The sequence below is a fragment of the uncultured Capnocytophaga sp. genome (assembly GCF_937936315.1).
Taxonomy (GTDB): domain Bacteria; phylum Bacteroidota; class Bacteroidia; order Flavobacteriales; family Flavobacteriaceae; genus Capnocytophaga.
The window spans coordinates 94,956-118,264 of record NZ_CALGWU010000040.1 but is presented as its reverse complement, the minus strand read 5'-3'; the positions used below and the strand labels follow the sequence as shown (position 1 = coordinate 118,264).

Annotated in this window: 19 protein-coding genes and 1 pseudogene; 11 read left to right on the top strand and 9 right to left on the bottom strand. The window is 36.6% G+C overall.

Features of this window, described 5'->3' with window-relative positions; genetic code table 11:
* Positions 1 to 8: 8 nt before the first annotated feature.
* The gene (locus tag Q0162_RS07530) at positions 9 to 389 is read right to left on the bottom strand and encodes a VanZ family protein (RefSeq protein ID WP_095899201.1); all 381 of its coding nucleotides are present in this window, start codon (positions 387 to 389) and stop codon (positions 9 to 11) included.
* Complete coding sequence (gene gcvH, locus Q0162_RS07525; protein WP_297890750.1) at positions 382 to 762, bottom strand: glycine cleavage system protein GcvH; 381 nt, start codon at positions 760 to 762, stop codon at positions 382 to 384. The genes Q0162_RS07530 and gcvH overlap by 8 nt, the downstream gene beginning before the upstream one ends.
* 167 nt (positions 763 to 929) lie before the next feature.
* On the opposite strand from gcvH, the gene Q0162_RS07520 reads away from it, so the two are divergent.
* From Q0162_RS07520 to Q0162_RS07505, 4 genes are all read left to right on the top strand, one after another.
* Positions 930 to 1,955, top strand: a complete 1,026-nt coding sequence (locus Q0162_RS07520; RefSeq protein ID WP_297890749.1) for a hypothetical protein — start codon at positions 930 to 932, stop codon at positions 1,953 to 1,955.
* A gap of 82 nt (positions 1,956 to 2,037) precedes the next feature.
* On the top strand, positions 2,038 to 2,991 hold the full coding sequence (locus tag Q0162_RS07515; protein WP_297890747.1) for an acetyl-CoA carboxylase carboxyltransferase subunit alpha: 954 nt from the start codon (positions 2,038 to 2,040) through the stop codon (positions 2,989 to 2,991).
* 32 nt (positions 2,992 to 3,023) lie between these two features.
* The gene (gene lysS, locus Q0162_RS07510; protein WP_297890745.1) at positions 3,024 to 4,712 is read left to right on the top strand and encodes a lysine--tRNA ligase; all 1,689 of its coding nucleotides are present in this window, start codon (positions 3,024 to 3,026) and stop codon (positions 4,710 to 4,712) included.
* A 79-nt stretch (positions 4,713 to 4,791) separates the two neighbouring features.
* Positions 4,792 to 5,442: a hypothetical protein gene (locus Q0162_RS07505; protein ID WP_297890744.1), complete on the top strand. Its 651-nt coding sequence runs from the start codon at positions 4,792 to 4,794 to the stop codon at positions 5,440 to 5,442.
* 43 nt (positions 5,443 to 5,485) lie between these two features.
* On the opposite strand, the gene Q0162_RS07500 is transcribed toward Q0162_RS07505, so the two are convergent.
* Positions 5,486 to 6,805, bottom strand: coding sequence for a sugar MFS transporter (locus Q0162_RS07500; RefSeq protein WP_297890743.1), 1,320 nt, complete (start codon positions 6,803 to 6,805; stop codon positions 5,486 to 5,488).
* A gap of 354 nt (positions 6,806 to 7,159) precedes the next feature.
* Here Q0162_RS07500 and Q0162_RS07495 point away from each other — a divergent pair, with 354 nt between their 5' ends.
* Positions 7,160 to 10,036: a TonB-dependent receptor gene (locus Q0162_RS07495; protein ID WP_297890742.1), complete on the top strand. Its 2,877-nt coding sequence runs from the start codon at positions 7,160 to 7,162 to the stop codon at positions 10,034 to 10,036.
* Positions 10,037 to 10,182: 146 nt separating this feature from the next.
* Entirely contained in the window at positions 10,183 to 12,213 is a 2,031-nt protein-coding gene (locus Q0162_RS07490) for a recombinase (protein WP_297890741.1), read from the top strand.
* 46 nt (positions 12,214 to 12,259) lie between these two features.
* Here the strand turns inward: Q0162_RS07490 and Q0162_RS07485 are convergent, their stop codons facing one another.
* The 5 genes from Q0162_RS07485 to Q0162_RS07465 all read right to left on the bottom strand — a co-directional run bounded on the left by Q0162_RS07485 (position 12,260) and on the right by Q0162_RS07465 (position 17,480).
* Positions 12,260 to 13,105, bottom strand: a complete 846-nt coding sequence (locus Q0162_RS07485) for a hypothetical protein (RefSeq protein ID WP_297890740.1) — start codon at positions 13,103 to 13,105, stop codon at positions 12,260 to 12,262.
* 73 nt (positions 13,106 to 13,178) lie between these two features.
* Positions 13,179 to 14,042 (bottom strand): hypothetical protein, encoded by an 864-nt coding sequence (locus Q0162_RS07480; RefSeq protein WP_297890739.1) that lies wholly within the window; start codon positions 14,040 to 14,042, stop codon positions 13,179 to 13,181.
* An 80-nt stretch (positions 14,043 to 14,122) separates the two neighbouring features.
* Positions 14,123 to 15,148, bottom strand: coding sequence for a hypothetical protein (locus Q0162_RS07475; protein WP_297890738.1), 1,026 nt, complete (start codon positions 15,146 to 15,148; stop codon positions 14,123 to 14,125).
* A gap of 67 nt (positions 15,149 to 15,215) precedes the next feature.
* On the bottom strand, positions 15,216 to 16,238 hold the full coding sequence (locus Q0162_RS07470; protein ID WP_297890737.1) for a hypothetical protein: 1,023 nt from the start codon (positions 16,236 to 16,238) through the stop codon (positions 15,216 to 15,218).
* Between the two features lie 87 nt (positions 16,239 to 16,325).
* The gene (locus tag Q0162_RS07465) at positions 16,326 to 17,480 is read right to left on the bottom strand and encodes an ATP-binding cassette domain-containing protein (RefSeq protein ID WP_297890736.1); all 1,155 of its coding nucleotides are present in this window, start codon (positions 17,478 to 17,480) and stop codon (positions 16,326 to 16,328) included.
* 149 nt (positions 17,481 to 17,629) lie between these two features.
* Between Q0162_RS07465 and glmM the strand changes: the two genes are divergently transcribed.
* The 4 genes and pseudogenes from glmM to Q0162_RS07445 all read left to right on the top strand — a co-directional run bounded on the left by glmM (position 17,630) and on the right by Q0162_RS07445 (position 21,524).
* On the top strand, positions 17,630 to 19,015 hold the full coding sequence (glmM, locus tag Q0162_RS07460) for a phosphoglucosamine mutase (RefSeq protein ID WP_297890735.1): 1,386 nt from the start codon (positions 17,630 to 17,632) through the stop codon (positions 19,013 to 19,015).
* Positions 19,016 to 19,119: 104 nt separating this feature from the next.
* Positions 19,120 to 19,386: pseudogene (locus Q0162_RS07455) on the top strand (YfbK domain-containing protein); the annotation flags it as partial.
* A gap of 25 nt (positions 19,387 to 19,411) precedes the next feature.
* Entirely contained in the window at positions 19,412 to 20,035 is a 624-nt protein-coding gene (locus Q0162_RS07450) for a rhodanese-like domain-containing protein (protein WP_297890734.1), read from the top strand.
* A gap of 37 nt (positions 20,036 to 20,072) precedes the next feature.
* The gene (locus Q0162_RS07445; protein WP_297890733.1) at positions 20,073 to 21,524 is read left to right on the top strand and encodes a beta-N-acetylhexosaminidase; all 1,452 of its coding nucleotides are present in this window, start codon (positions 20,073 to 20,075) and stop codon (positions 21,522 to 21,524) included.
* 13 nt (positions 21,525 to 21,537) lie between these two features.
* On the opposite strand, the gene panC is transcribed toward Q0162_RS07445, so the two are convergent.
* Positions 21,538 to 22,380 carry a pantoate--beta-alanine ligase gene (panC, locus tag Q0162_RS07440; protein ID WP_297890732.1) on the bottom strand — a complete coding sequence of 281 codons (843 nt, stop codon included), beginning with the start codon at positions 22,378 to 22,380 and terminating at the stop codon, positions 21,538 to 21,540.
* A gap of 110 nt (positions 22,381 to 22,490) precedes the next feature.
* On the opposite strand from panC, the gene Q0162_RS07435 reads away from it, so the two are divergent.
* Complete coding sequence (locus tag Q0162_RS07435; RefSeq protein ID WP_297890731.1) at positions 22,491 to 23,300, top strand: glycogen/starch synthase; 810 nt, start codon at positions 22,491 to 22,493, stop codon at positions 23,298 to 23,300.
* Positions 23,301 to 23,309: the final 9 nt, after the last annotated feature.

Below are 23,309 nucleotides of genomic sequence, written 5' to 3'. Positions count from 1 at the left end.
GAAAGAAATTATTTAAATAATTCTTTATATCTTGCTATAAATATTAAAGCAACAATTGTGCCAAATGTATTGAAAAGCATATCTATAGAGTCGGCACTACGAGTAGTGGTGAGCAGCCCTTGTAAAATCTCCATTGTAGCTCCTAATAAAAGGGCAGTAACAAGTGCCCATAGGTAAACTTTTTTAATAGGTTGTATCCATCGTGTTTCTTTCCCAAATGAGAGTACAAACAAGGTGGTATAACTAAAATAAAACCCAAAATGCACTATCTTATCAGCATAAGGAATACGCGGAGGTTTGGGCATTTTGTTAGAGGAGATGAGACTCAAGCAGATAACTGCTATGGTACAAATCACCCATAACCAAGAGTATTTATAATTTTTAAGCATTGATAAGGGATTGATAATCAATTGCAGAAAGCAAGTTATCCCACTCTTGTGGTGCGCTAATTTTTATTTGTATCATCCAGCCCTCACCATAAGGGTCAGTATTTACCATTTCAGGTTTTTTAATTAAGGTTTCGTGAAAGGTAAGCACCTCACCACTCATTGGCATAAAGAGGTCTGAAATGGTTTTGATAGCTTCAACAGTGCCAAAAATAGTGTCTTTAGCTAATGTATTTCCTACGGTTTCTACTTCAACATATACAATATCACTGAGTTGCTCTTGAGCAAAATCGGTAATACCTACAGTTGCAATATCACCTTCAAGTCGTACCCAAGCGTGATCAGCGGTATATTTCAGTTCAGTAGGGAAAGTCATAGAAAATAATATTTTTTAAAAACGAGCCAAAGGTAAGATGTTTTTTTGAAACTGCCAAATTTTTCTTAAAAAAAGTTTATAAAAAGAAATTGGCTAATTGTTAAATATCGGTTGTTAATTGTTAAATGTCAATTATTTTACTATCTTTGTCCCTAAAAAATAGCGTTATGAAAAACAAAACTCTTATACCACTCATTTTTTTAATGCTTTTTGGTGTACTTTCTGCTCAAAATAAAGAATTAGTAGGAAGTTATAAAGGTAGAGGAGGAGGTATTTTTCTCTTTCCTAACAAAATATTTGTACTCTATGGTTATATGACGATAGTGCCAGGGACTTATGAGGTGCTGCCTGATGGTATTGTATTGATGAAACCTAAAAAAGAGCCTATTTTTTTGGTCTATGCTTCTCAAAACAAAAGTTTGAAACCTGATCAAGTGCGCATCCGTTTTGGGAATGGTTTTGAAGATAACAAAAGCTACTTGCAGTTTGAAGATGGTAAAACTTTTCAAATTCTTAACGATGATGCCAATTGTTTTCCAAGTCCGCGTTTTACACACATTTTTAGCAAGAGAGAAATTGGCAAAAAACTTACAGTTATTGCTGATTTTAGCGATAAAACACCTTTACTTACGCGAGGCTTAAAAAATACTATTCAGTTTTCGCTAGGTGATAATAACGATTTTCTTGTAGCTACTACTAATTTAACACACTATCAAATAGACGGAGCTGCTGCTTTGGTAGAAAAAGAAGGGCATACTTGTCTGCTTTATACCAATTGGGGCGCCCCAAAAGATAGTGAAAAAATAGTGAGAAATCTTAGAAAAGAAATAGATAAGACACCTTTGGAAAAACTACGAGGATTCCTCTTTGCTAAAGAAGAATCACAGGATGTTGATAAAGAAATGGAGGAAATGCTTAATTTTGATATGTTAGACGACCCTAAAGTGATGTATATGACTGTGGAAAGTGAGTCTATTTCCACAGGAGTCTCAAACGAAGATTTTTTAGAATACAATGCATCAAAAAATGTTTATAAAGACCCTTATAATAATATTGAATACTACAAGTTTCTGTTATTAGAAACTCAAAAAAGTAATACCGATCCTCAAAAGCTGAAACTACAGCCTAAAACTATTTTTTACTATCAATGTGAACAACCTTCAAAACGCCGAATATACGGCACCTCAAACTAAAATTGTTACTCGTTCATTGTCAATTGTTAATTATTTTATATCTTTGCCCTCTGAAAAATAAACCAAATTAATAGTTAAGTCTATGGAATATTTAGATTTTGAACAACCGATCAAAGAGTTAGAAGAACAAATGCAAAAGTGTCAAGTTATTGGAGATGAGAGTGATGTGGATATGACTGACGCTTGCAAGAAGATAGAAAAGAAACTCAACCAAGTAAAGAAAGATATCTATGGTAACCTCACAGCGTGGCAACGAGTGCAAATTTCTCGTCACCTTGAGCGTCCTTATACCTTAGATTATATTAAGGCACTTGCTGGAGATACTTTCTTAGAATTGCACGGTGATCGCAATGTGAAAGACGATAAAGCAATGATAGGAGGTTTTGGCAAAATAGAGAACCAAAGTTTTTTATTTATTGGTCAGCAAAAAGGCTCAAACACAAAAATGCGTCAATATCGCAATTTTGGTATGGCTAACCCCGAAGGCTACCGCAAAGCTTTGCGTTTGATGAAACAAGCCGAGAAATTTAATATTCCAGTAGTGTGCTTTGTAGATACTCCAGGGGCTTTCCCAGGTATTGAAGCCGAAGAACGCGGGCAAGGAGAAGCTATTGCACGCAACCTTTTGGAAATGGCTCGCCTAAAAGTGCCTACCATTGTGTTTATCATAGGCGAAGGCGCCTCAGGAGGAGCATTGGGTATCGGCATCGGCGATAGGGTATATATGCTTGAAAACACTTGGTATTCAGTAATTTCACCCGAATCTTGCTCTTCTATTTTATGGCGTAGTTGGGAGTATAAAAAAGAAGCTGCTGAAGCTCTTAAACTTACCGCTCCTGATATGAAAAAACTCAAACTCATTGACGAAATCATCAAAGAACCACTTGGTGGAGCACATCATGATCGTGAAATGATGTTCAATACAGTGCGCAAGGTAATTCTCGACGCCTATAAAGAACTCAAAAAACTTCCTGCCGACCGCCTCATAGAAAAGCGTATGGATAAGTATTTGAATATGGGAGTGTATAAAGAGTAGTATCAATCATTGAACATTAATCATTAAAAAAGATGTTATCAGAACAAGAAATCATTCGTAGAGAAAAACTCTCTAAATTGAAAGAATTAGGGATTAATCCATATCCCGCTCCATTATATCCTGTCGATACTACTTCTAAGGATGTAGCCGATCATTATGAAGAAGGCAAGCAAGTAGTGGTTGCCGGTCGTTTGATGTCGTTGCGCGTACAAGGAAAAGCTTCGTTTGCTACTTTGCAAGACAGCGAGGGCACAATGCAGTTGTATTTCAATCGCGATGAGATGTGCCCTAGGGAAGATAAAACACTCTACAACGAGGTATTTAAAAAACTCCTCGACTTAGGCGACTTTATAGGGGTAGAAGGTTATTTGTTCATCACCAAGATGGGTGAAAAAACAGTAGCCGTTAAGAATTTTACCCTCTTATCTAAAGTATTGCGCCCACTGCCAATGCCTAAAGTAGATGCTGATGGCAAAGTGCACGATGCTTTCACCGACCCTGAACAACGCTACCGTATGCGCTATGTAGATTTGGTAGTAAATCCACACGTGAAAGAGGTGTTTATCAAGCGTACAAAACTATTCAACGCGATGCGTCAGTTTTTTAATGATGCAGGCTATTTGGAAGTAGAAACACCTGTATTGCAAGCGATTCCAGGGGGAGCCAGTGCGCGTCCGTTTATCACTCACCACAATGCGTTGGATATTCCACTCTATATGCGTATTGCCAACGAACTCTATCTAAAACGCCTTATTGTAGGAGGTTTTGATGGGGTGTATGAGTTTTCTAAAAACTTCCGCAATGAGGGAATGGATAGAACTCATAACCCAGAATTTACTGCGATGGAAATCTATGTGGCTTATAAAGATTACCACTGGATGATGAACTTCACCGAGCGTTTGCTTGAGTACTGTGCTATGGCAGTGAATGGTACTACCAAGGCTACTTTTGGGGTTCATACAGTAGATTTCAAAGCTCCTTACCCACGTGTTACAATGACCGACGCTATCAAACAGTTTACAGGTTTTGATATCACAGGGAAAACAGAAGAAGAACTAAGAGCCTTTGCACATTCTATTGGTATTGCAGTAGATGAAACAATGGGCAAGGGCAAGCTCATAGATGAGATATTTGGTGAGAAATGCGAAGGTAACTTCATTCAACCTACATTCATCACCGATTACCCAAAAGAGATGTCACCTCTTACCAAAGAACACCGTGATAACCCTGCTCTTACCGAGCGTTTTGAACTAATGGTATGTGGTAAAGAGATTGCTAATGCTTACTCTGAACTCAACGACCCTATCGACCAGCGCGAGCGTTTTGAAGAACAATTGCGACTCTCTGAGAAAGGTGATGATGAGGCTATGTTCATCGATCAAGATTTCTTGCGCGCTCTTGAATATGGTATGCCACCTACTTCTGGTTTGGGTATCGGTATGGATAGATTGATTATGTTCCTCACCAATAATGAGAGCATACAAGAAGTACTTTTCTTCCCTCAAATGCGACCAGAGAAGAAAGCGGTAGAGTTGTCAGAAGATGAAAAAGTAGTGTTCGAACTACTAAAAAAATCAGAAAAACTTCTTTTAGATGCTCTTAAAACACAAACCGCTTTCTCTAACAAGAAATGGGATAAGGCTATCAAAGGGCTTACCAGCAAGAAAGTTGCTAAAGTAGTAAAAGAAGGAGAAGAACTATTCGTAGAATTAGCAAATTAGTCAATTTGACAATTAGCAAATTATAGATGCCAAAGGTTGTGTTATAATCTTTGGCATTTTCTTTTAAAAAAATATAGCAATGAATATCACTGAGAAATTAGCCTATAAAGAAAGACTCATCACGCGAGCTAAAATGATTTTAGCACAAAGGAAATACCCTGCTGAACTCCTTGAACAGATAAAAGACGAACGTTTGCTCAAAGAGGTAATGAAAGAAATGATGCCCTTAGCAGGAACAGCTTATGAGCTTTTAAACGATGAAGAGAAACAACAACGCGATCGTTTGTTGGCTCTAAATATAAAGTTTAGAGATTATTTATACGGTTTTATGTTGTGCAAAAATATAGGTTATTTTCTGCTCATCACGGGGGTATTGATAGGGATTACTGCTGTGATGCAATTTAATAATAATGGTGTTTTTGCAATACTATCTCTTTTAAATGGGGCTTTGGTTTTATATTTGGCTACAGAGAAAAAGAAGCTGTTACACTATCGTTGGCAGTTATTTTATGCATTTCTTCTGTTGTATATCATAGAGCTTATTGTGTGGCAAACGCCCTCTCCTTTTATATATTTTATTGATAACGATATACTTGCTTCAAGACACGGAGCCAAAATAAAGTTAGCAAATTTAATAACTCCATTGGTTTATGAAGTAGTAAGATTAGTAGCACTTTTAGGAATTTATAAAGGATTCAAAAAAATCAGCCAATTTGTCAAAGCAAATTAACAGATTTTTTGTCAATTAGCAATTATGAATTATCAATTGAAAATCATCTACTGCTTTTGTAGAATCCAAAGAAAGTGATATAACCATAACACGCTACTAAGGTGAGAAAAGCCAAAATAAATCCTACTTGGTCGGTAAAGAAACCAAATAAGATAGGAATCAGTCCGCCACCTACAATCATAGTACATAATAGTCCAGAAGCCTGAGATTTCAGTTCGTCAATACCCTCACAAGCCAAAGCAAAAATAGTAGGGAACATAATAGAATTGAAAAGACCTACTGATAGCAAACTTATCATTGAAAAAAGGCTTGTAGTGTTGATAGCTAGTAAGATGAGAGCGACATTGCATAAAGCTACTGTTGTCAGCATTTTAGAGGGAGAAAAACGCCGGCTAAGTCGTGCTCCTATAAATCTTCCTACCATAGCTCCCCCCCAATAGAAACACAAGAATATGGCAACCATAGCCTTTGGATCGGCATTGATGAGGTTGGGATTGTCGAAAATGACTCCTAAGGCTTGCCACATAGGTCCTCCTATAGGGCATTCTGATATTTCAGCCATATTGATTTCTACTAGATAATTAATAGTAAAACTCCCTATAACAACTTCAGCACCTACATATGAAAAAATAGCAATGCTCCCTAAAAGCAATGATTTTCTTTTTAAAAGAGAAAAATAATTAGTGTGATTTATAGTTTCTTCCTCCTCGGCGGGATAACAAGGCAGTTTTGCAATACTGAATGCAATAGCCAAAGCAATTACTATTAATGAAATATATAGAAAAGGAGTTTGTACAGCTAGTGCCTCATTTTGTAAATAGATACTTTTTTCAAAAGAATCTAAGAGTTGTATTTCGCCCCCTGTTTTTACTTTATCCCTTAATAAATAGATGCCCCCAATAATAGGAGCAAAACTAGTTCCCAAAGAGTTGAAGGCTTGAGAGAAATTCAGCCTACTAGAGGTGGAACTTTCCCTGCCTAAGGCAGCAATGTAAGGGTTAGCAGCTACTTGTAAGAAGGTAACGCCACTACCTAGTATAAAAATAGCTGTCATAAATGCCCAAAAAGAGCGTATTTCGGCAGCAGGGTAAAAAAGCATAGCACCTAGGGCAACAATAATAAGTCCTAAGGTAATACTTCGTTGATATCCTATTTTGTTGATAATCAATCCTGCAGGGATGGAAAATAACAAATAAGGTAAAAAGAAAAAAAAGAGTATAAGTCCTGCTTGAGTGTAATTGAGTTCAAAAATATCTTTTAGGTGGGGAACTAATAGTTGTACTAATACTGTAATACCACCAAATAAGAAAAATAGAATTCCAATAAATACAAAAGTTTTAATACATTTTTTTGTTTTATTCATTATAATTGGTCAATTTTTAGTCTGCAAAAATACATTTTATATCTAAATAAACGTTAAATTTTAACAATATATTTTTGTTATAATTGCAACTAATAAATGTAAGTATCTTATTATCAACCTTGTTGTGTTTTTTTATTGTTAGAGATAAAATTTATAAATTACCTATATATTCAATGCTTGATAATATGTTGATTACTCTGTTTATAAAAAAACCAACAAAAAAGTTTGCATTTCATAAAAAAACACTAATTTTGCCGCTGAAATAAGAAGTGAAACGGCTTTTTGTTTTTTTAGTCACTTTGTGTATAAGCAATCTACTAACCATCGGCTGAGAAACTAATTAACTAAATATAAATGAAAAGCTGGTTTTTAAATGTCGCAATTTTATTGCTTGCAACAATTACGTATGCCCAAAGTGGTATTATAACGGGTGAAGTGATTGATGGTGAGTATAATGCACCTCTGATGGGGGCAAATGTATTGCTTAAGGGTACTACTCACGGTGTTTCTACCGATATGCAAGGTAAGTATTCCTTAAATGTAAATGCCCCTACAGGCACCTTGGAGTTTTCATACCTAGGGTATGTAACCAAGACCGTTTCTTACAAATTAGTAAACGGTAAAGCATATGTAAAGGTTACTCTTTCTGCCGACCAACAAGCATTGGGAGAAGTAGTAGTAACCGCTAAAAGTACGCTATTGGATATTGCCAAAGAGCGTAAAACTCCAGTAGCTGTATCTACTATTCAGGCTGCTGAAATTATAGAAAAATTGGGTACTCGTGAACTTCCTGAAGTACTCAATCGTACGCCATCTGTATACGCCACTAAAGGTGGTGGAGGATTCGGCGACTCTAAAATCAACATGCGCGGTTTTGATAGTAAAAACATTGCTGTAATGGTAAATGGTATGCCTGTAAACGATATGGAAGGCGGTACTGTATATTTCAGTAACTGGTCAGGACTTTCAGATGTAACTTCTGCAATGCAAGTACAACGCGGGCTTGGCGCTTCTAAATTAGCAATTGCATCAGTAGGGGGAACTATGAACTTTATTTTGCGCGCTTCTGATATGCAAGAAGGCGGAAATATCGGCTTTAGTTATGGTACTAACAAAGAGTATAAAGGTACTGTTTCTTACAATACAGGGAAAAGCCTCACTGGTTGGTCTGCTTCTGTGTTGTTCAGCAAAAATGCAGGACGTAAATATGTTGATGGAACTCAGTTTGATGGCTATAGCTATTATTTTGCATTAGGTTATGAACCTTCTAAAAAACACAGTTTCCAATTTACCTTCACAGGCGCTCCTCAATGGCACAATCAACGCAATGTGAGTCCACTTATCTCCGATTATCAAAAATATGGTTCTGAAGATAAACCTAACCGTCGATACAATTCTGATTGGGGATACTTAAATGGTGAAGAACATACTATTAAAAAGAATATTTACCACAAACCCGTAGCAATGCTCAACTGGGATTGGAATATCAACGAAAGTACTTCTCTTAGTACCGTGATATATGGTTCATTAGGTCGTGGTATGGGTACAAACTCATCAGGGGTAGCACACTCAATCGCTTCAAAAACTTCTAGTGGTACTACTACTTATTCACTTCAAAAAAACTATCTAAATTCTTTCCGTAAAGATGACGGGCAAATAGATTTTGATAAAGTAGTACGCTATAATAACGGTGAAACTGTAGATAATTTGTTACCTATGCAACACCCAAGAGAAGCTGGTAAGAACGTAACAATTGCTAATCCAGGAGGTGGTCGTGCATTTACAGGTTATGGTGAAGGCTTTACCTTAAATGGTTCAGTAAATTCACACGACTGGTATGGTATCCTTACTAACTTGCAACACCAAATTAATGACCGTTTCACTGTGAATATGGGATTAGATGGTCGTTATTACTATGGTTATCACTACCAAGTAGTAACTGATTTGTTGGGTAACAACAGTTATACCGATAATACACGAAATAACAACAAGAATTTGGCAACTCCTACTGTAATTCGCTCTGCGGTATCTACTAAGCCTTCTTGGAATCCTTTCCAAAAAGTAGAACCTCTTGAAAATCGTATAGGTTATAGTAGTGAAGGAGAGGTGAAATGGATGGGACTTTTCTCTCAATTTGAATACTCTGATGACCATTTTTCAGCTTTCGTACAAGGATCTACCTCTATGCAGTCTTACCAACGTATCGATAACTTTTTGAAAGATGGAGTTTCTCGTGCTGTAACTACAAATCCCAATACAGTAATGTATACTAAAACAGGATTTAAAAACTTAATAGGTTATAATATCAAAGGAGGAGTGAATTATAATATCAACGAACAGCATAATGTATATGCTAACATAGGATATTATTCTAAACAACCTTTCTTTAACTCTGTATATCCTAACAATCTAAACTATTTAAATCCTTCACTTACCAATGAAAAAATATTTGGAGTAGAAGCTGGATATGGTTTTAAATCAAGAGTTTTTAGTGGTAATTTAAACCTTTATCACACTACTTGGAAAGATAGATTCCTTCGTCAAACTTATATTATCGAAAATTTCTCAGGTAGAGGTAGCAATACAGGATTTGCCAATATTTTGGGTATCCAAGAGATACACAATGGGGTAGAAGTAGATTTCAAAGCTACTATTACCGATTACTTAAAACTCAATGGTATGTTCTCATTCGGTGACTGGTATTACAAAGGAGATGCTTCAGGAACCCTTTTGAACGAAAATGGTAATGCAATAGATTTACAAGGTAATGAGGTGCCTGCTGGTAGAGCTGCTGAACTTAAATTATACTTAGATAAAGCAAAAGTAGGACAAACAGCTCAAACTACAGCTGCTTTAGGGTTATCTTTCCTCCCTCGTTTTGCTAAAGGATTAAATCTTGATATCGATTGGCGCTATGTAGATAACCTATATGCTAATTTGAATATAGGTACTTTTTCTAAAAAAGAAGTAGCCGAAAAAGGAGCTATAAAATTACCTGCTTATCATTTGTTTGACCTTTCAGCTTCTTATAAATGGCAACTTACGGATAAACAACGTCTCACTTTCTCAGCTCACGCTTATAACCTATTAGATACTTACTACATCGCTGAATCATACACAAGTATCCATACTACTGATCGTAGTAAAACTTATCAAGGTATTGATGTAAGAAACCAAGTATACTTCGGTGAAGGTCGTACCTTTAGCTTTGCTGTACGATATAATTTCTAATAAGTAATTAAGTAATAAATAATAAGTAATAAAAAGGCTGTCCATCACTTGGGCAGCTTTTTTATTGATAAATTAACAAATTGGGGAATTGACAAATTTTTCGTATCTTTGCCCCATTCTAAATTATTAATTGTTAATTCTAAAATATGTTGCTATTTGTAAAAAAATATAAATCTATCTATGAAATCTTTGAGACTTATACACACTCATCTAGCTACGAAGATATAGACTTCGTATTTGATGTAGTGAACTACTTTCGCCGCAAAAGTAAAGATAAAAAATCTCCTCTTAATATCGATGAGCTCATCGCCGAAATAAAACACGAACCCGAGCGTATCGCTTTCTTCCGAGAAAAACTCCACAATGTATTTGCTAACAAACAAAAAGTACTTCTATTCACCGATGCAGGCTTGCTCAACAGCGTTTCATTTTTCAAGGAATTGCGCCGCCGTATCAGTAGGCAGTTATTGCCCGATCAGCCTTCACAAGAAAATATTCAATACGTACTAAATCAGATTTTTTACAGCCCTTCCGATGCTAAATGGATACAACAAATCCCGTTAGATAATTGGAAAGAGCTTTTTGATATCCTCACTGTGTCTACTTTCTATGAGGATAGTGAAATCAAAGCTACCTCTAAACAAATCCTTTTGGCAATAATGATTCTCTCACAACGTATGGGAGGATTTGCTTTGCAAACCGATGTACACCGTATGGTGCCTGAATACGCTCACCTAAACAGTCCTTTTATTGCTCTTGACGACGAACTGAACCAACTTGCGCGTACCCTTGATGAAGAAGATAAACCTTACCTCTATATACAAGAACACGAATTAGACTATAAACAACTCAATATCTTAGCTGCCCAATGTGAGGATTTTGTAAACAAAGCCGATGCTAACGCCGAAAAATATGGGGTAACCTTTAGCGTGAACCAAACACTTTTGCTTATCCGTCAGCAGATTAAACGCATCAAGCGTCTTTATAACTATCTATTTATAGAAAAAGAAGCCGACAAGCGCGAAAAGACAATTGCTTTCTATTTGGATATGGTAAAAACCAATTCTAAAAAGAATAATATTCGTAAACTGATAGACGATAGCGTTTATAATATCACCTACGAGATTACTAACTATACTGGTAAAACAGGTGAACACTATATCACTTCTACGAGTAGAGAGTATTTCAAAATGCTAAAAACGGCTTTGTGGGGAGGAGTGATTGTGAGTTTTATGTGTTTGGTAAAACTCTATATGTCTATGGTACCTGACCAAAGTGCGTTTTTCCGCGCCTTAAACTATAGTTTTAATTACGCTATTGGTTTTGTGATTATTTACCTCACAGGATCTACTTTGGCTACCAAGCAGCCTGCAATGACGGCTTCTACCATTGCTAAAACCTTAGAGAACCTAAATGACAACAACGATAAACAAAAACGCCGTCAATATACTGAGTTCTCAGCGCTCTTCACGCGTTTATTCCGTTCGCAGTTCATTGCTTTTGTAGGTAATGTGTTTGGGGCTTTCCCCATCTCGATGCTCTTAGTAATAGGAATGAGCTATTTAGAGGGCTATAATATTGCCACTAAAAAGAGTTTGCATCTGTTAGAAGATCTCAATATATGGCACTCACCAGTATTTTTACACGCTTGTATTGCTGGGGTGTTTTTGTTTCTATCGGGTATTATTGCCGGTAATGTTGCTAGTGTGAATAACTTCAATAACTTCTATTACCGCCTATCCGAGCACCCTTTCCTCAAAGGATTCTTTGGCAAAATGCGTATGCAACGCGTTGCCAATTGGATGCAGAAAAAATGGCCAAGTATTGTTTCAAATATTTGGTTTGGAGTGTTTATGGGGAGCGCTTGGGCAGTAGGTGAATTCTTTGGTTTACCTATCGATATACGCCACATCACTTTTTCAAGCGGTAATTTTGCTTATGGCTTGTATGGTATGAATTTTATCATCAGTTTAGAAAATATCCTTTGGTGTGTTTTTGGAATAGGTATCATTGGTTTGGGTAACTTTATTGTGAGTTTTGGCTTGTCATTATGGATAGCCTTGCGCTCTCGTGAAGTTCCAGCTTCCGAGCTCAAATACTTAGTTAGGTGTGTATGGCGAGCCTTTAAAGAACGCCCCAGAGCTTTTTTCTTCCCCGTAAGAAATAAAAAATCTTAATCTCCTAACACCTAACCCCTGATATCTGATACCTGACCCCTAAAACCTATTCTGGCATTGCCTTCCACTGCTGGATATGGTAATTGTATAGAAATATAAATAGGAAAGCTACAGCTAAAAGTTGGTAGTAAAGTGATTGAGAAAATTGGTCGATACCTACTTTTAGCAAAGCAATGGTGAAAATAGCAGCAGGGAAGAGCAATAGGCTGAAACAGATGAGAATACCACTATAGAGTTTGGGAAGCAAAGGTGCTCCTATAACCGAGACTATCGCTACAGCAAAGTAAGTGAATAGATATATCCATACAACTAACTGAAAGTCAATATTACCTACAATAGCAATTATAATGCACAACATCGCTAAAATGAGTGCTAAAATACTGGTGAAAACAATGGTGAGTAAGAAAGTTCGCAATTTGGTAATATACACACAGAAGATGATAAGTGTAATCCCTAAGGCAAAAAGTGAAAAAGGAGCTTTGGTGATAAAGAAATGAATATTAGTTAAATCACTAATCTCGGTGCCTGCAAAAGAAGAAGTGCATAACACTCCTAAAGCAAATGATACTGGCAAACCAATCACACTGAGCGTTACAAGAAAAAAGAGTACAAAAGTTCCAAACAAGTTTAGCGGACTGTTAGGATAAAACCAATTAAAGGCATTGAATCTGTACAAATCCATCAGCCATTTTACAAAGAAGACGATAAGTCCAATGCGATAGATTTCAAACGGAAGTGCCCAAAAGTCTTCAGCAAACCCCATTCCTCCTCTGTTAGAAGCAATAAGTCCTAACAAAAAGAATAACAAATGCGCGCCAAGAGCTACAATTAGCATTGGCACTGCTCGCGTACTCCAAATTAATGGATAATGTTCTAAAAGATACTTTTTCAATTGATAATCAACAATTAATAATTAATAAAATCTGCCTCTTGCCTCCTGACACTTGACTCCTGACACCTGATACCTATTCCGGCACTGCTCTCCATTGGTGCAGTACAGGAGCGTATAACAATATGAAAAGGAAATTAGACAAGAGTACCCCATAATTCAATATAGGCATATTGTCAAAAGTCTCTTCTTTGAAAATTAATAAGATAGCTCCATAAAGGGCAGGGGTAAAGAACAGCAGTGAAAAGTTGATGAGAATCCCCGAAAAGAGTTTGGGCATTGTTGCTAAATTAGTGACAACTATCAATATAGCAATAAAAGGAATTGCCACATACATCCAAACAACAAGTGAAAAAAACAAATTGGCATCAGAAAAAATACTGAATAAAAATGCCGACACCATCCCTAACGCGAGTGATAATACCCCCGAAAATACAATTGTAAGCAATAAGGTTCTAACCTCAGTAATCCGTACACAAAGCACTAATAGTGAGATAAAAAGCGATGCGATGAGCAGCCCTTGCACAATAGTTCCTTCCTCAGCGCTATAAAACGGTCTATCGATCACAAGTAAGTAAGCTTTTTCGCCTGCCATAAACGAAAGAGAGAAAGAAATTACTGCAAAAATAATTATAAAGTATTGTGTGTATGAACCGATTAATTGCAGCTGATTGCTGGGGTAAAAATGTTTAAAAGCATTGTTTTTAGAGAGTTGCATTAGCCAGAACACTAATAGCAAGATACTCACAATAAGGTGTAACAAAAAAGGAAGAGGGAAAAATTCTTCTCCTATTGTATAAACTCTTTCATATATACTGCCTTTATCAACGATATAGCCCAACAGAAAGAAAAAAACGTGTCCGCAAGCAGCGAGACCTAACATTGGCAACAGCTTAGTGTTCCAAATCAACGGATAATTTTCTAATAAATATTTTTTCAATTTACAATTTACAATTAATAATTAACAATTTACCCCCCTAAAACCTAACACCTGTCCCCTGACCCCTGACCACTGACACTCTACTCCGGCATTGCCTTCCATCGTTTGATAACTCCCGTATAAAGTCCTACAAACACAAGTGAAAGCAATATTCCAATTCCCCAAAGGATAAGTATTTTTATATCATTCTTAATAGGATCTAAATAATATTCTATAAACTTCCACAAATTGTACCTATCTTCTATAATTACAAAAGTAATAACTATAGCAGGAAAAAAGCCAAATAGAGTGGCATTCATTGCGATACCTCGGTATAGTTTCTTTTTAGATGTAATTGATAGGAAAACCACCGATAGATAGCTAATCCATAGCAGGGATAAAGCAGCAAATATTTTGAATTTTGTACTTGTGTCTACATATACAATAAGTGTCACTACTAAGGCAAGCAGCAAACACAACAATCCGCTAAATACAATAGAGAGTAACACTATACGGAATGAGGTAATACGTACCGCAAAGAGTAATAATGTGAGTAAAAAAGCGATAATAATTATAAAGTTAATTTGCGCATCAAATTTTTCTGTAAACACTCGCTCTTTTATAAGTGATGCATTATGAGCTATGTAATACTCTTCTCGCTGAGCTTCAGAAAATTGTTTCATTTCAGAATCGCTAATATACTCAGGATATTGTTGTAGCACACTGTGAAGGTAACTATCAGTATACCGCCAATATACTTTAGCTTTCTCACCTGTCATAAATGAAAAACCAGTACTGATAATCCCCAAAATAACAGCGAAATACACTACAAAACGCCAAAACAATTGCCAACGACTCACAGGGTAGAAACGATCAAAAGCATTGTTTCTAAACAAATAGATAAACCAACCTACCAATAGCAAAACAATTATAATAAAGTTTAACAACATTGGTAAGCCATTAAACGAGTCCCCCCACGGGTAATACCCCTTACATAACTTTCCATCGGTGAGCATTATAAATCCCAAAGCGAAAAAGACTAAATGAGATAAGAATATCAGTGGTAATAACAGTATCACCTGCGTATTCCAAATTGCTGGATAACGTTCTAATAAATATTTTTTCAATTGATAATGAGTGTTTTATAATTAATAACCTATACCTCCTAAAACCTAACACCTGACCCCTGACACTCTACTCCGGCATTGCCTTCCATCGTTTGATAACATTCGTATAAAGCCCTACAAACACAAATGAAAGCAGTATCCCTATTATTGAAATTATAAGTTCTCTTATATCGTACCAATAACTGTAATTCTTTTCTAAAAAATACCACCAATTATATCTCTCTCCTATAACTATTAGAGTAGTGATTGTTATAGGTAGAAAACCAAATAGTGAAGTATTCATTGCAATACCTCGGTATTGTTTTTTGTTAGAGAAAATAGATAAAGCAATCACTGAAAGGTAAGTCAACCATAAGATTGTCAGCACTACATATACATCTCGTATTGCAAACATATTGCTCTCCAAAACCAATATGAGCACTAAGCCAAGCAGCAAGCACAACAAGCCACTGAAAACAATAGAGAGCAACACTGTACGCAATGAGGTGATACGTACTGTAAAAATCAATATAGTTAAAACAAAAGCAATAATGATTACAAGAAAAATTTCATCATCAAAATTTTCTATAAACACTTGTTTTTTTATTTGTGATGCATTATGAACTATGTGATATTCCTTTAGTTGATCATCAGATAATTGTTCCCTTTCAGAATCACGAATATCCTCAGGGTATTGTCGTAATACACTATGAATGTAGCTATCGGTATACCGCCAGTATACTTTAGCTTTCTCACCTGCCATAAATGAAAAACTAGAACTTGTAATTCCGCCAATAACAGCAAAGTATACTACAAAACGCCAAAACAATTGCCAACGACTCACAGGGTAGAAACGCTCAAAAGCATTGTTTCTAAACAAATAAATAAGCCAACCTACTAATAGCAAAACAATTATAATAAAGTTTAACAACATAGGTAAGCCATTAAACAAGTTTCCCCACGGGTAATAGGAAATTCCTAACGTGCTATCAGTGAGCATTATAAATCCCAATCCAAAAAAGACTAAATGGGATAAGAGTATCAGTGGTAATAACAATACCACGTGTGTATTCCAAATTGCTGGATAACGTTCTAATAAATATTTTTTCAATTGATAATGAGTGTTTTATAATTAATAACCTATACCTCCTAAAACCTAACACCTGCCCCCTGACACCTGACCCCTGAAACCTAACTCCTAACTCACAAAAAATCTCCTTGTACTAGCCGAAATATTTCGTATATAAGTGAGCTCTATTTTTGCTTTACCAAGAGCTTCTAACACAGTAGAATATTCTGTACCTTCAGCAAAATAAGCGATGTAAATACCTCCATTGTACTGCAATTTTTCAAGATTAAAAGTGCTAAATACTGCTAATAATTCCTCTCTGCTGTTAGTAGTGTCAATTTCTACGATGAGTGGGGTAGGGGTGTTCTCTTGGGTAGTCTCAACATTTTCGCGGTATTGTCCGTTTTTGAGGAAAATTACCTTGTCAGATATTTTTTCCACTTCAAAGAGTTGTTGAGAACTCAATATCAAAGCGATAGGGTGATTTACTGAGTTGGCTATCATTTTGAGGTCTTCTAATATTACCTGTTGTGCCAATACATCTAAGTTCCCTAAAGGCTCATCTAAAAGCAATAATTCTGGCTGACGTAATAGGGTGCGCGCTAATTCAAAACGCATTTTATACCCTGATGATAGCGCATTCCAGTTTAGATTGCGGTATTTCCACAAACCTAAACGGGCAATCATTAGCAGAGTGCGTGGTTCGTTTTCTTCAGCAGGGATACCATAGCACGCCAAAGTAAATTTGAGATTGTCTTTCAAACTACCATACCATTTGTCGGTGCGTTGGGGAATGTAAGCTAATTTAGTGCGTAAATCGTATTCATTAGTGGGCGTTTTTTTGAAGTAATAGGTTATTTCGCCCGAATTATAAGAGAGATCGTGCGCTAAGATGCGCAAAAGGGTTGTTTTCCCATTGCCATTTTCACCTACTAAGCCATAAACTTGTCCTTTATTAATAGTAAGTGATACAGGACCTAATGAAAACATTCCCGAATTGTAGGTTTTTTTAATGTCTTTAGCAACAAGCACAGCTTTTTCAGTTATTACCTCCTCTACGGTGCATCGCCCTACTTCTTCAAGTAAGACAGAAGCCTTTTCCGTAAGTTGATCCAACTTATTAGGATTGTTTTCCTTCCAGTTGGTAAGTTCTATAGCCTTTAGGTAGAGAGGCATTTGTTGTGTGTCGGCTACACAATCTAAGAGTTTGCGAAAGCCTAATTCAGTATCTTTTTGTGCAAAGAATTTAAGAGCATCTTGCACGCGGAGTTGATGTTTTGTCATAAACGAATAATTTGATGCGACAAAAATAGTCAATAATTAATAAATTAGCAAATTAGTATAAAAAAACATCTTTCGTAACTCGTAATTCGTAATTATTTATTACCTTTGCGCTTATTAATTCTAAATTATAAAATTTTAATTGTAAGAATATGTCTCTAATAAAATCTATATCAGGCATTCGCGGTACTATAGGGGGAGTGCCCGATGACAACTTAACCCCCATTGATGCTGTAAAATTTGCCGCTGCTTATGGCACTTGGCTCAAAAAACATATTTATAAAACTCGTGTGAAGGTGGTTGTAGGTCGCGATGCGCGTATTTCGGGTGAAATGGTGCAGAATCTCGTCCAATACACCCTTGTAGGTTTAGGAATTGATGTGGTAGATATAGGTTTGAGTACCACCCCTACCGTGGAAGTGGCGGTTACTATGGAACAAGCCGATGGCGGTATTATCCTCACTGCCAGTCATAACCCTAAACAGTGGAATGCCCTCAAATTGCTGAACAACAAAGGTGAGTTTCTCAACGCTCAGGAAGGCGAAGAAATCTTGCGCATTGCTGCTGCCAATGAGTTTACTTTTGCCGAAGTAGATGCACTAGGGCATATCACTCACAACGATACTTATATACAACGCCATATCGATGCGGTGCTTTCGCTCTTGCCATTGGCAACTTTGGAAGCTATTCGCAAACGCAAATTCAAAGTAGCGGTCGATGCTGTAAACTCTACCGGAGGTATCGCTATCCCACTTTTGTTAGAACGCTTGGGGGCTGAGGTAGTACCACTCTACTGTGAACCTAACGGTCAGTTCCCGCATAATCCCGAACCTCTTAAAGAACATCTTTCCGATATTTGTGCTAAGGTAGTGGAAGTAAAAGCCGATTTAGGGGTGGTGGTAGACCCCGATGTAGACCGCCTTGCGCTTATTACCGAAGAAGGCGAAATGTTTGGTGAAGAATATACCCTTGTTGCCTGCGCCGATTATTACCTCAGTAAAAAGAAAGGTAATGTGGTGTCAAACCTCTCCTCTTCACGTGCTTTCCGCGATATAGCCGAAAAACACGGGGTAGAATATGCAGCTGCTGCTGTTGGTGAGGTGAATGTAGTAACCAAAATGAAAGAAGTAAATGCTGTGATAGGAGGTGAAGGCAATGGTGGTGTCATTTTCCCGGAATTGCATTATGGTCGCGATGCCTTAGTAGGGGTAGTGCTTTTCCTTTCTCTTTTGGTTGAAAAAGATACTACTGTGAGTGCTTTGCGCCGTAGTTACCCTGCTTATTTTATGAGCAAAAATAAAATCCAACTCACTAGCGGACTTAATCCGGACAAGGTGTTGCTCGCAATGCAAGAAAAGTACGCACACGAGCAAATCACCACTATCGACGGACTTAAAATTGATTTTCCTTTCAGCTGGGTACATTTGCGCAAATCGAATACCGAGCCGATTATCCGCATCTATACTGAGGCTAAAACCCAAGCAGAAGCCGATGCTTTAGCCACTCGCTTTATGGAGGAAATGGCAGCAATCGGTTAATGAACTAAAAGTTTACCCCTAATAGTGAAAAAACTACAGAAGTAGCAAAACTTCTACCAGCTTATAACGATAAATAAAGAGAGAAATAAAAGAATCTCCTTATAAAAGACCCTGTGATAAAAGACGCTAAAAGTGTAGAAGAAAGTACTCCTATTCCTTTTAAACTCACTGACCTTTCCCAAACTGATGATGATTATCGCTTTGCCGCTGCTGTTGCCCAGTGGGGAATGCTCTTAAGAGATTCTAAATACAAAGCAAAATCCTCATATAAACAAGTAATAGATTTAGCTAAGAATGCGATTGGAAAAGATGAAGAGGGCTATCGCAAAGAGTTCATTCGCTTGGTCGAACTTTCTGAAAAAATAAAATAATAAACTAATAAACAAACTAACAATAATGAAATATTCAATAACTTTAGGAATGCTTTTGCTTACGATCATTACAGCAAAAGCTCAAACGCTCGCCGAGCATATTAATGCTAAAAATGCTACTTTAATTGATGTGCGTACCCCCGAAGAATTTGCTAAGGGTACAGCCGAAGGAGCAATTAATATCCCGTTGGAAGAAATAGGAACCCGATGGCAAGAATTAAAAGGAAAAGAGAATGTTGTACTCTTTTGTCGTAGGGGGATTCGTGCTGGCAAAGCACAAGATATTCTCAAGAAGCATAATATTGCAGCCGTGAATGGTAAAACAGTAGAGCATATAAAATCTTTGCAAAAAGTAAATTTAGCCGATAAACTTACTTTCCGCAATGATAAACAAACTACCTATTTTGTAAAAGATGGTCAAAATGTGAGACAAGTAGCCATAGCTTTAGGTGAAGGAGCTGTACTAAAAAAACATACTACTAATATTCCAGCAACCCTTATTATGGTAAAAGGAACTGTACGTTTTCTTATCAATGGTGAAGAAGTTGTTCTCAAAGACCTTGATACCTATCAAATACCCGTAGATGTAGAACACGAAGTGATAGGAATAGAGAAAGAAAATGTTTTTATAGTAACCAAAGGTAATTAAAATTAATTAACAACCTAAAAAAAACAGACAAGAAGATATGAAAATTTATTATATTTTTTTATTACTATTATTTGTTGTTTTACCACTTTCAGCACAGGTAAATGTGATACCTCAACCTAATAAAATAGAGTATCATAAAGGTAGTTGCCCTTTGAAAACTCCTATTACCTATATTACAGATAATTCTATACCCTCAAAGGAAGGGTATGAACTTATTGTGCAACCTAAAAAAATAATCCTTAAATTTTCATCAAAAGCAGGAAAATTCTACGCAGAACAAACTCTTGCTCAGCTTATCTTTCAAGCAGAACAAGAGAGTAAAAAGGTCTTGCCTTGCCTCTCTATTATTGATGCTCCTAGATTTTCCTACCGTGCTTTGATGATAGACCCAGCGCGCCATTATTGGAAAGTAGAAGACATTAAAAAGTATATTGATGTGATGGCTCAATATAAACTTAACTATTTGCATTTACACCTTAATGATGATCAAGGATGGCGTATAGAAATAAAAAAATATCCTAAACTTACAGAAGTAGGAGCTAAACGTACAGATTTTGAGGGAAGTAAACGTAACAATGAAGGATATTATACTCAGGAAGAAATGAAAAGCCTTGTAGCGTATGGCTTAGAACGTAATGTTCAACTAGTTCCTGAGTTTGATATGCCTGGGCATAATGACGCCACTGTAGCTGCTTATCCTTTTTTGAGTTGTAATGATACAATTATAACAGTACGTACTACATCAGGTGTATCTAAAAATTTACTATGTGTAGGTAAAGAAAAAGTCTTTTCTTTTATAGATGATGTCATTACAGAACTCTCAACAATTTTTCCTTGTACTTATTTTCATATAGGTGGTGATGAAGCTCCTATGGATAAGTGGCAAGAGAGTAAAGAAGTCCGAACTTTAAAAAATAAAGAAAACTTAAAAGATGATAGCCAGCTGATGAGCTATTTTTTTGAAAAAGTAAATACTTCTTTGTTAAAAAATGGTAAGCAACCTCTTATCTGGATGGAACTTGATGTGCCTGTTTATCCAAAAAATAGTATAATGTATCTATGGCGTATAAACACAACCAAACAAGTATTAGAACGAGCTAAAAAAGATAATTTTAAACTCATTTGTTCTCCTGGTGAATACGCCTACTTTGATTACCCACAAGCTAAAGACGACTTGCCAAATGTAAATTGGATGCCTACACTCCCTTTAGAAAAAGTACTACTCTTTAATCCAGGTTTTAATCTGAGTAAAGAAGAGGAGAAACAATATATTTTGGGGGTAGAAGCTACTTTGTGGGGAGAAAGTGTAAAAGACTTATTTAGGGCTTTTTATATGACCTATCCCCGAGCTCTAGCCTTAGCTGAGGCAGGGTGGACAGAGATGCAAGAACGTGATCCACAAAATTTTAAAAGAAAGTTGGATTTTCAATTGAGATTTCTTCTTCATAGAGGCATCAACTACCGCCCTCCAGTAGAATTGTATCGCTGATACAACCTTTTACTTATAAGGATATATTATCAATCAATCTTACTCCCTCGGCATATACTACTATAAAAGCACGGTACTCTTTGCCAGCTTCTTTCGTAGTGATATGTTGCAAGTTATGAGCATCAGTGATTGTAAAATATTCTAAGGTAAAATCAGATTCTTTAGCAAAAGTATCTACCACCCACGCTTCTACTTCAGCAGGTGTATGAGTGGCAAAACGCTCTTTGGCAGCCAAAAGGGTGCGATAAATGAACGAAGCGCGCTGTGTCATTGCTTCACTTAGCAGAGCGTTGCGTGAGCTGAGGGCTAATCCTTCACTATTGCGCACGATAGGGCAGGGAACAATAGTCACTGGTAAGCCTGTTTGTCGTACCATTTGCTGGATAATGAGCAGTTGTTGATAGTCTTTTTCACCAAAGTAAGCTCTGTCGGGCATTACAATTTCAAAAAGTTTTTTAACAATCGTACCTACACCATCAAAATGCCCAGGTCGTGAGCTGCCTTCCATTACTTTGTCTAATCCTGCAAAGTCAAAAGGCTGAGCGACTACCTCTTCACCGTAAATATCATCAACGGTAGGGGCAAATATAATTACCTCTTCACTGTATTGGGCAATTTTTTCGGCATCTGCTGTTAGGGTACGCGGATATTTCTCTAAATCGGTAGGATTATTGAACTGTGTAGGGTTCACAAAAATGCTCACAACTGCTATATCATTCTCTTTTTTAGCTTTTTTTATGAGTGATAAATGTCCGTCGTGTAAAGCGCCCATAGTAGGCACTAAACCTATTGTTTTTCCTTGATTTTTAAGGGTTTCCATAACTGAATGGAGTTCCTTTTGCTGTGTGTAAATCATCGGTATAAAATCTTTTTTGGGTGCAAACTTATATAATTTTATGGATATGTGCATATTTTTTTGTACTTTTGTGCCTTCTAAGAGCAAAATAAATTAAAGAAATACTCTTTATGAAAGATAAAAAAGTACTCTACGTGTCGTCGGAAGTATTGCCTTATTCGCCTTATAGTGAGTTGGCTAAAATGTCGTTTGAAACCCCTAGAATGGTGAATGCTAACGGCGGACAAATACGTATTTTTATGCCTAAGTTTGGCAATATCAACGAGCGTCGTCACCAGTTGCACGAGGTGATACGCCTATCGGGTATGAATATTGTTATCAACGACATCGATGTGCCGCTCATTATCAAAGTAGCCTCCATCCCAAAGGAACGCATTCAAGTGTACTTTATTGATAATGATGAGTATTTCGCACGCACTGGCACACTCTTTGATGAGGAAAACAATATGTATCCAGATAACGATGAGCGCTGTATTTTCTTTGCAAAAGGCATTGTAGAAACAGTTAAAAAGCTCAATTGGTTACCCGATATCATCCACATACATGGTTGGGTCTCTGCTTTGTTGCCTCTTTACTTACGCACTTACTACAAAGATGAACCTATCTTTTCTGAAAGCAAAATTATTACCTCAGTGTTCGATAGTGATTACGAAGACGCTCTAGATCCCTCACTTATCAACAAAGTAGCTTTTGATGGTATTAGTAAAAAAACAATTGATCCTCTCAAAAACCCTACTTATTACAACTTGATGCGTATCGCTATTAAGCATTCCGATGGCGTGATCGTAGTAAGTGAAGATATGCCTGATGATTTTAAAACATACCTTAAAAATTTAAGAAAACCAGTGATTTACAATAGCGATAAAGAAACTTTTCAAGATGTTTATCGTGATTTTTATACTAAAATATTAAAAAAATAAGAATAAACT

What these genes read in the sequence shown, in the direction of transcription:
- lysS (WP_297890745.1), top strand. Translation starts at nt 3,024, where the DNA reads ATGTTATCAGAACAAGAAATCATTCGTAGAGAAAAACTCTCTAAATTG.
- Q0162_RS07505 (WP_297890744.1), top strand. Translation starts at nt 4,792, where the DNA reads ATGAATATCACTGAGAAATTAGCCTATAAAGAAAGACTCATCACGCGA.
- gcvH (WP_297890750.1), bottom strand. Translation starts at nt 762, where the DNA reads ATGACTTTCCCTACTGAACTGAAATATACCGCTGATCACGCTTGGGTA.
- Q0162_RS07490 (WP_297890741.1), top strand. Translation starts at nt 10,183, where the DNA reads ATGTTGCTATTTGTAAAAAAATATAAATCTATCTATGAAATCTTTGAG.
- Q0162_RS07465 (WP_297890736.1), bottom strand. Translation starts at nt 17,480, where the DNA reads ATGACAAAACATCAACTCCGCGTGCAAGATGCTCTTAAATTCTTTGCA.
- Q0162_RS07450 (WP_297890734.1), top strand. Translation starts at nt 19,412, where the DNA reads ATGAAATATTCAATAACTTTAGGAATGCTTTTGCTTACGATCATTACA.
- Q0162_RS07435 (WP_297890731.1), top strand. Translation starts at nt 22,491, where the DNA reads ATGAAAGATAAAAAAGTACTCTACGTGTCGTCGGAAGTATTGCCTTAT.
- Q0162_RS07530 (WP_095899201.1), bottom strand. Translation starts at nt 389, where the DNA reads ATGCTTAAAAATTATAAATACTCTTGGTTATGGGTGATTTGTACCATA.
- Q0162_RS07495 (WP_297890742.1), top strand. Translation starts at nt 7,160, where the DNA reads ATGAAAAGCTGGTTTTTAAATGTCGCAATTTTATTGCTTGCAACAATT.
- Q0162_RS07520 (WP_297890749.1), top strand. Translation starts at nt 930, where the DNA reads ATGAAAAACAAAACTCTTATACCACTCATTTTTTTAATGCTTTTTGGT.
- Q0162_RS07515 (WP_297890747.1), top strand. Translation starts at nt 2,038, where the DNA reads ATGGAATATTTAGATTTTGAACAACCGATCAAAGAGTTAGAAGAACAA.
- Q0162_RS07445 (WP_297890733.1), top strand. Translation starts at nt 20,073, where the DNA reads ATGAAAATTTATTATATTTTTTTATTACTATTATTTGTTGTTTTACCA.
- Q0162_RS07500 (WP_297890743.1), bottom strand. Translation starts at nt 6,805, where the DNA reads ATGAATAAAACAAAAAAATGTATTAAAACTTTTGTATTTATTGGAATT.
- panC (WP_297890732.1), bottom strand. Translation starts at nt 22,380, where the DNA reads ATGATTTACACACAGCAAAAGGAACTCCATTCAGTTATGGAAACCCTT.
- glmM (WP_297890735.1), top strand. Translation starts at nt 17,630, where the DNA reads ATGTCTCTAATAAAATCTATATCAGGCATTCGCGGTACTATAGGGGGA.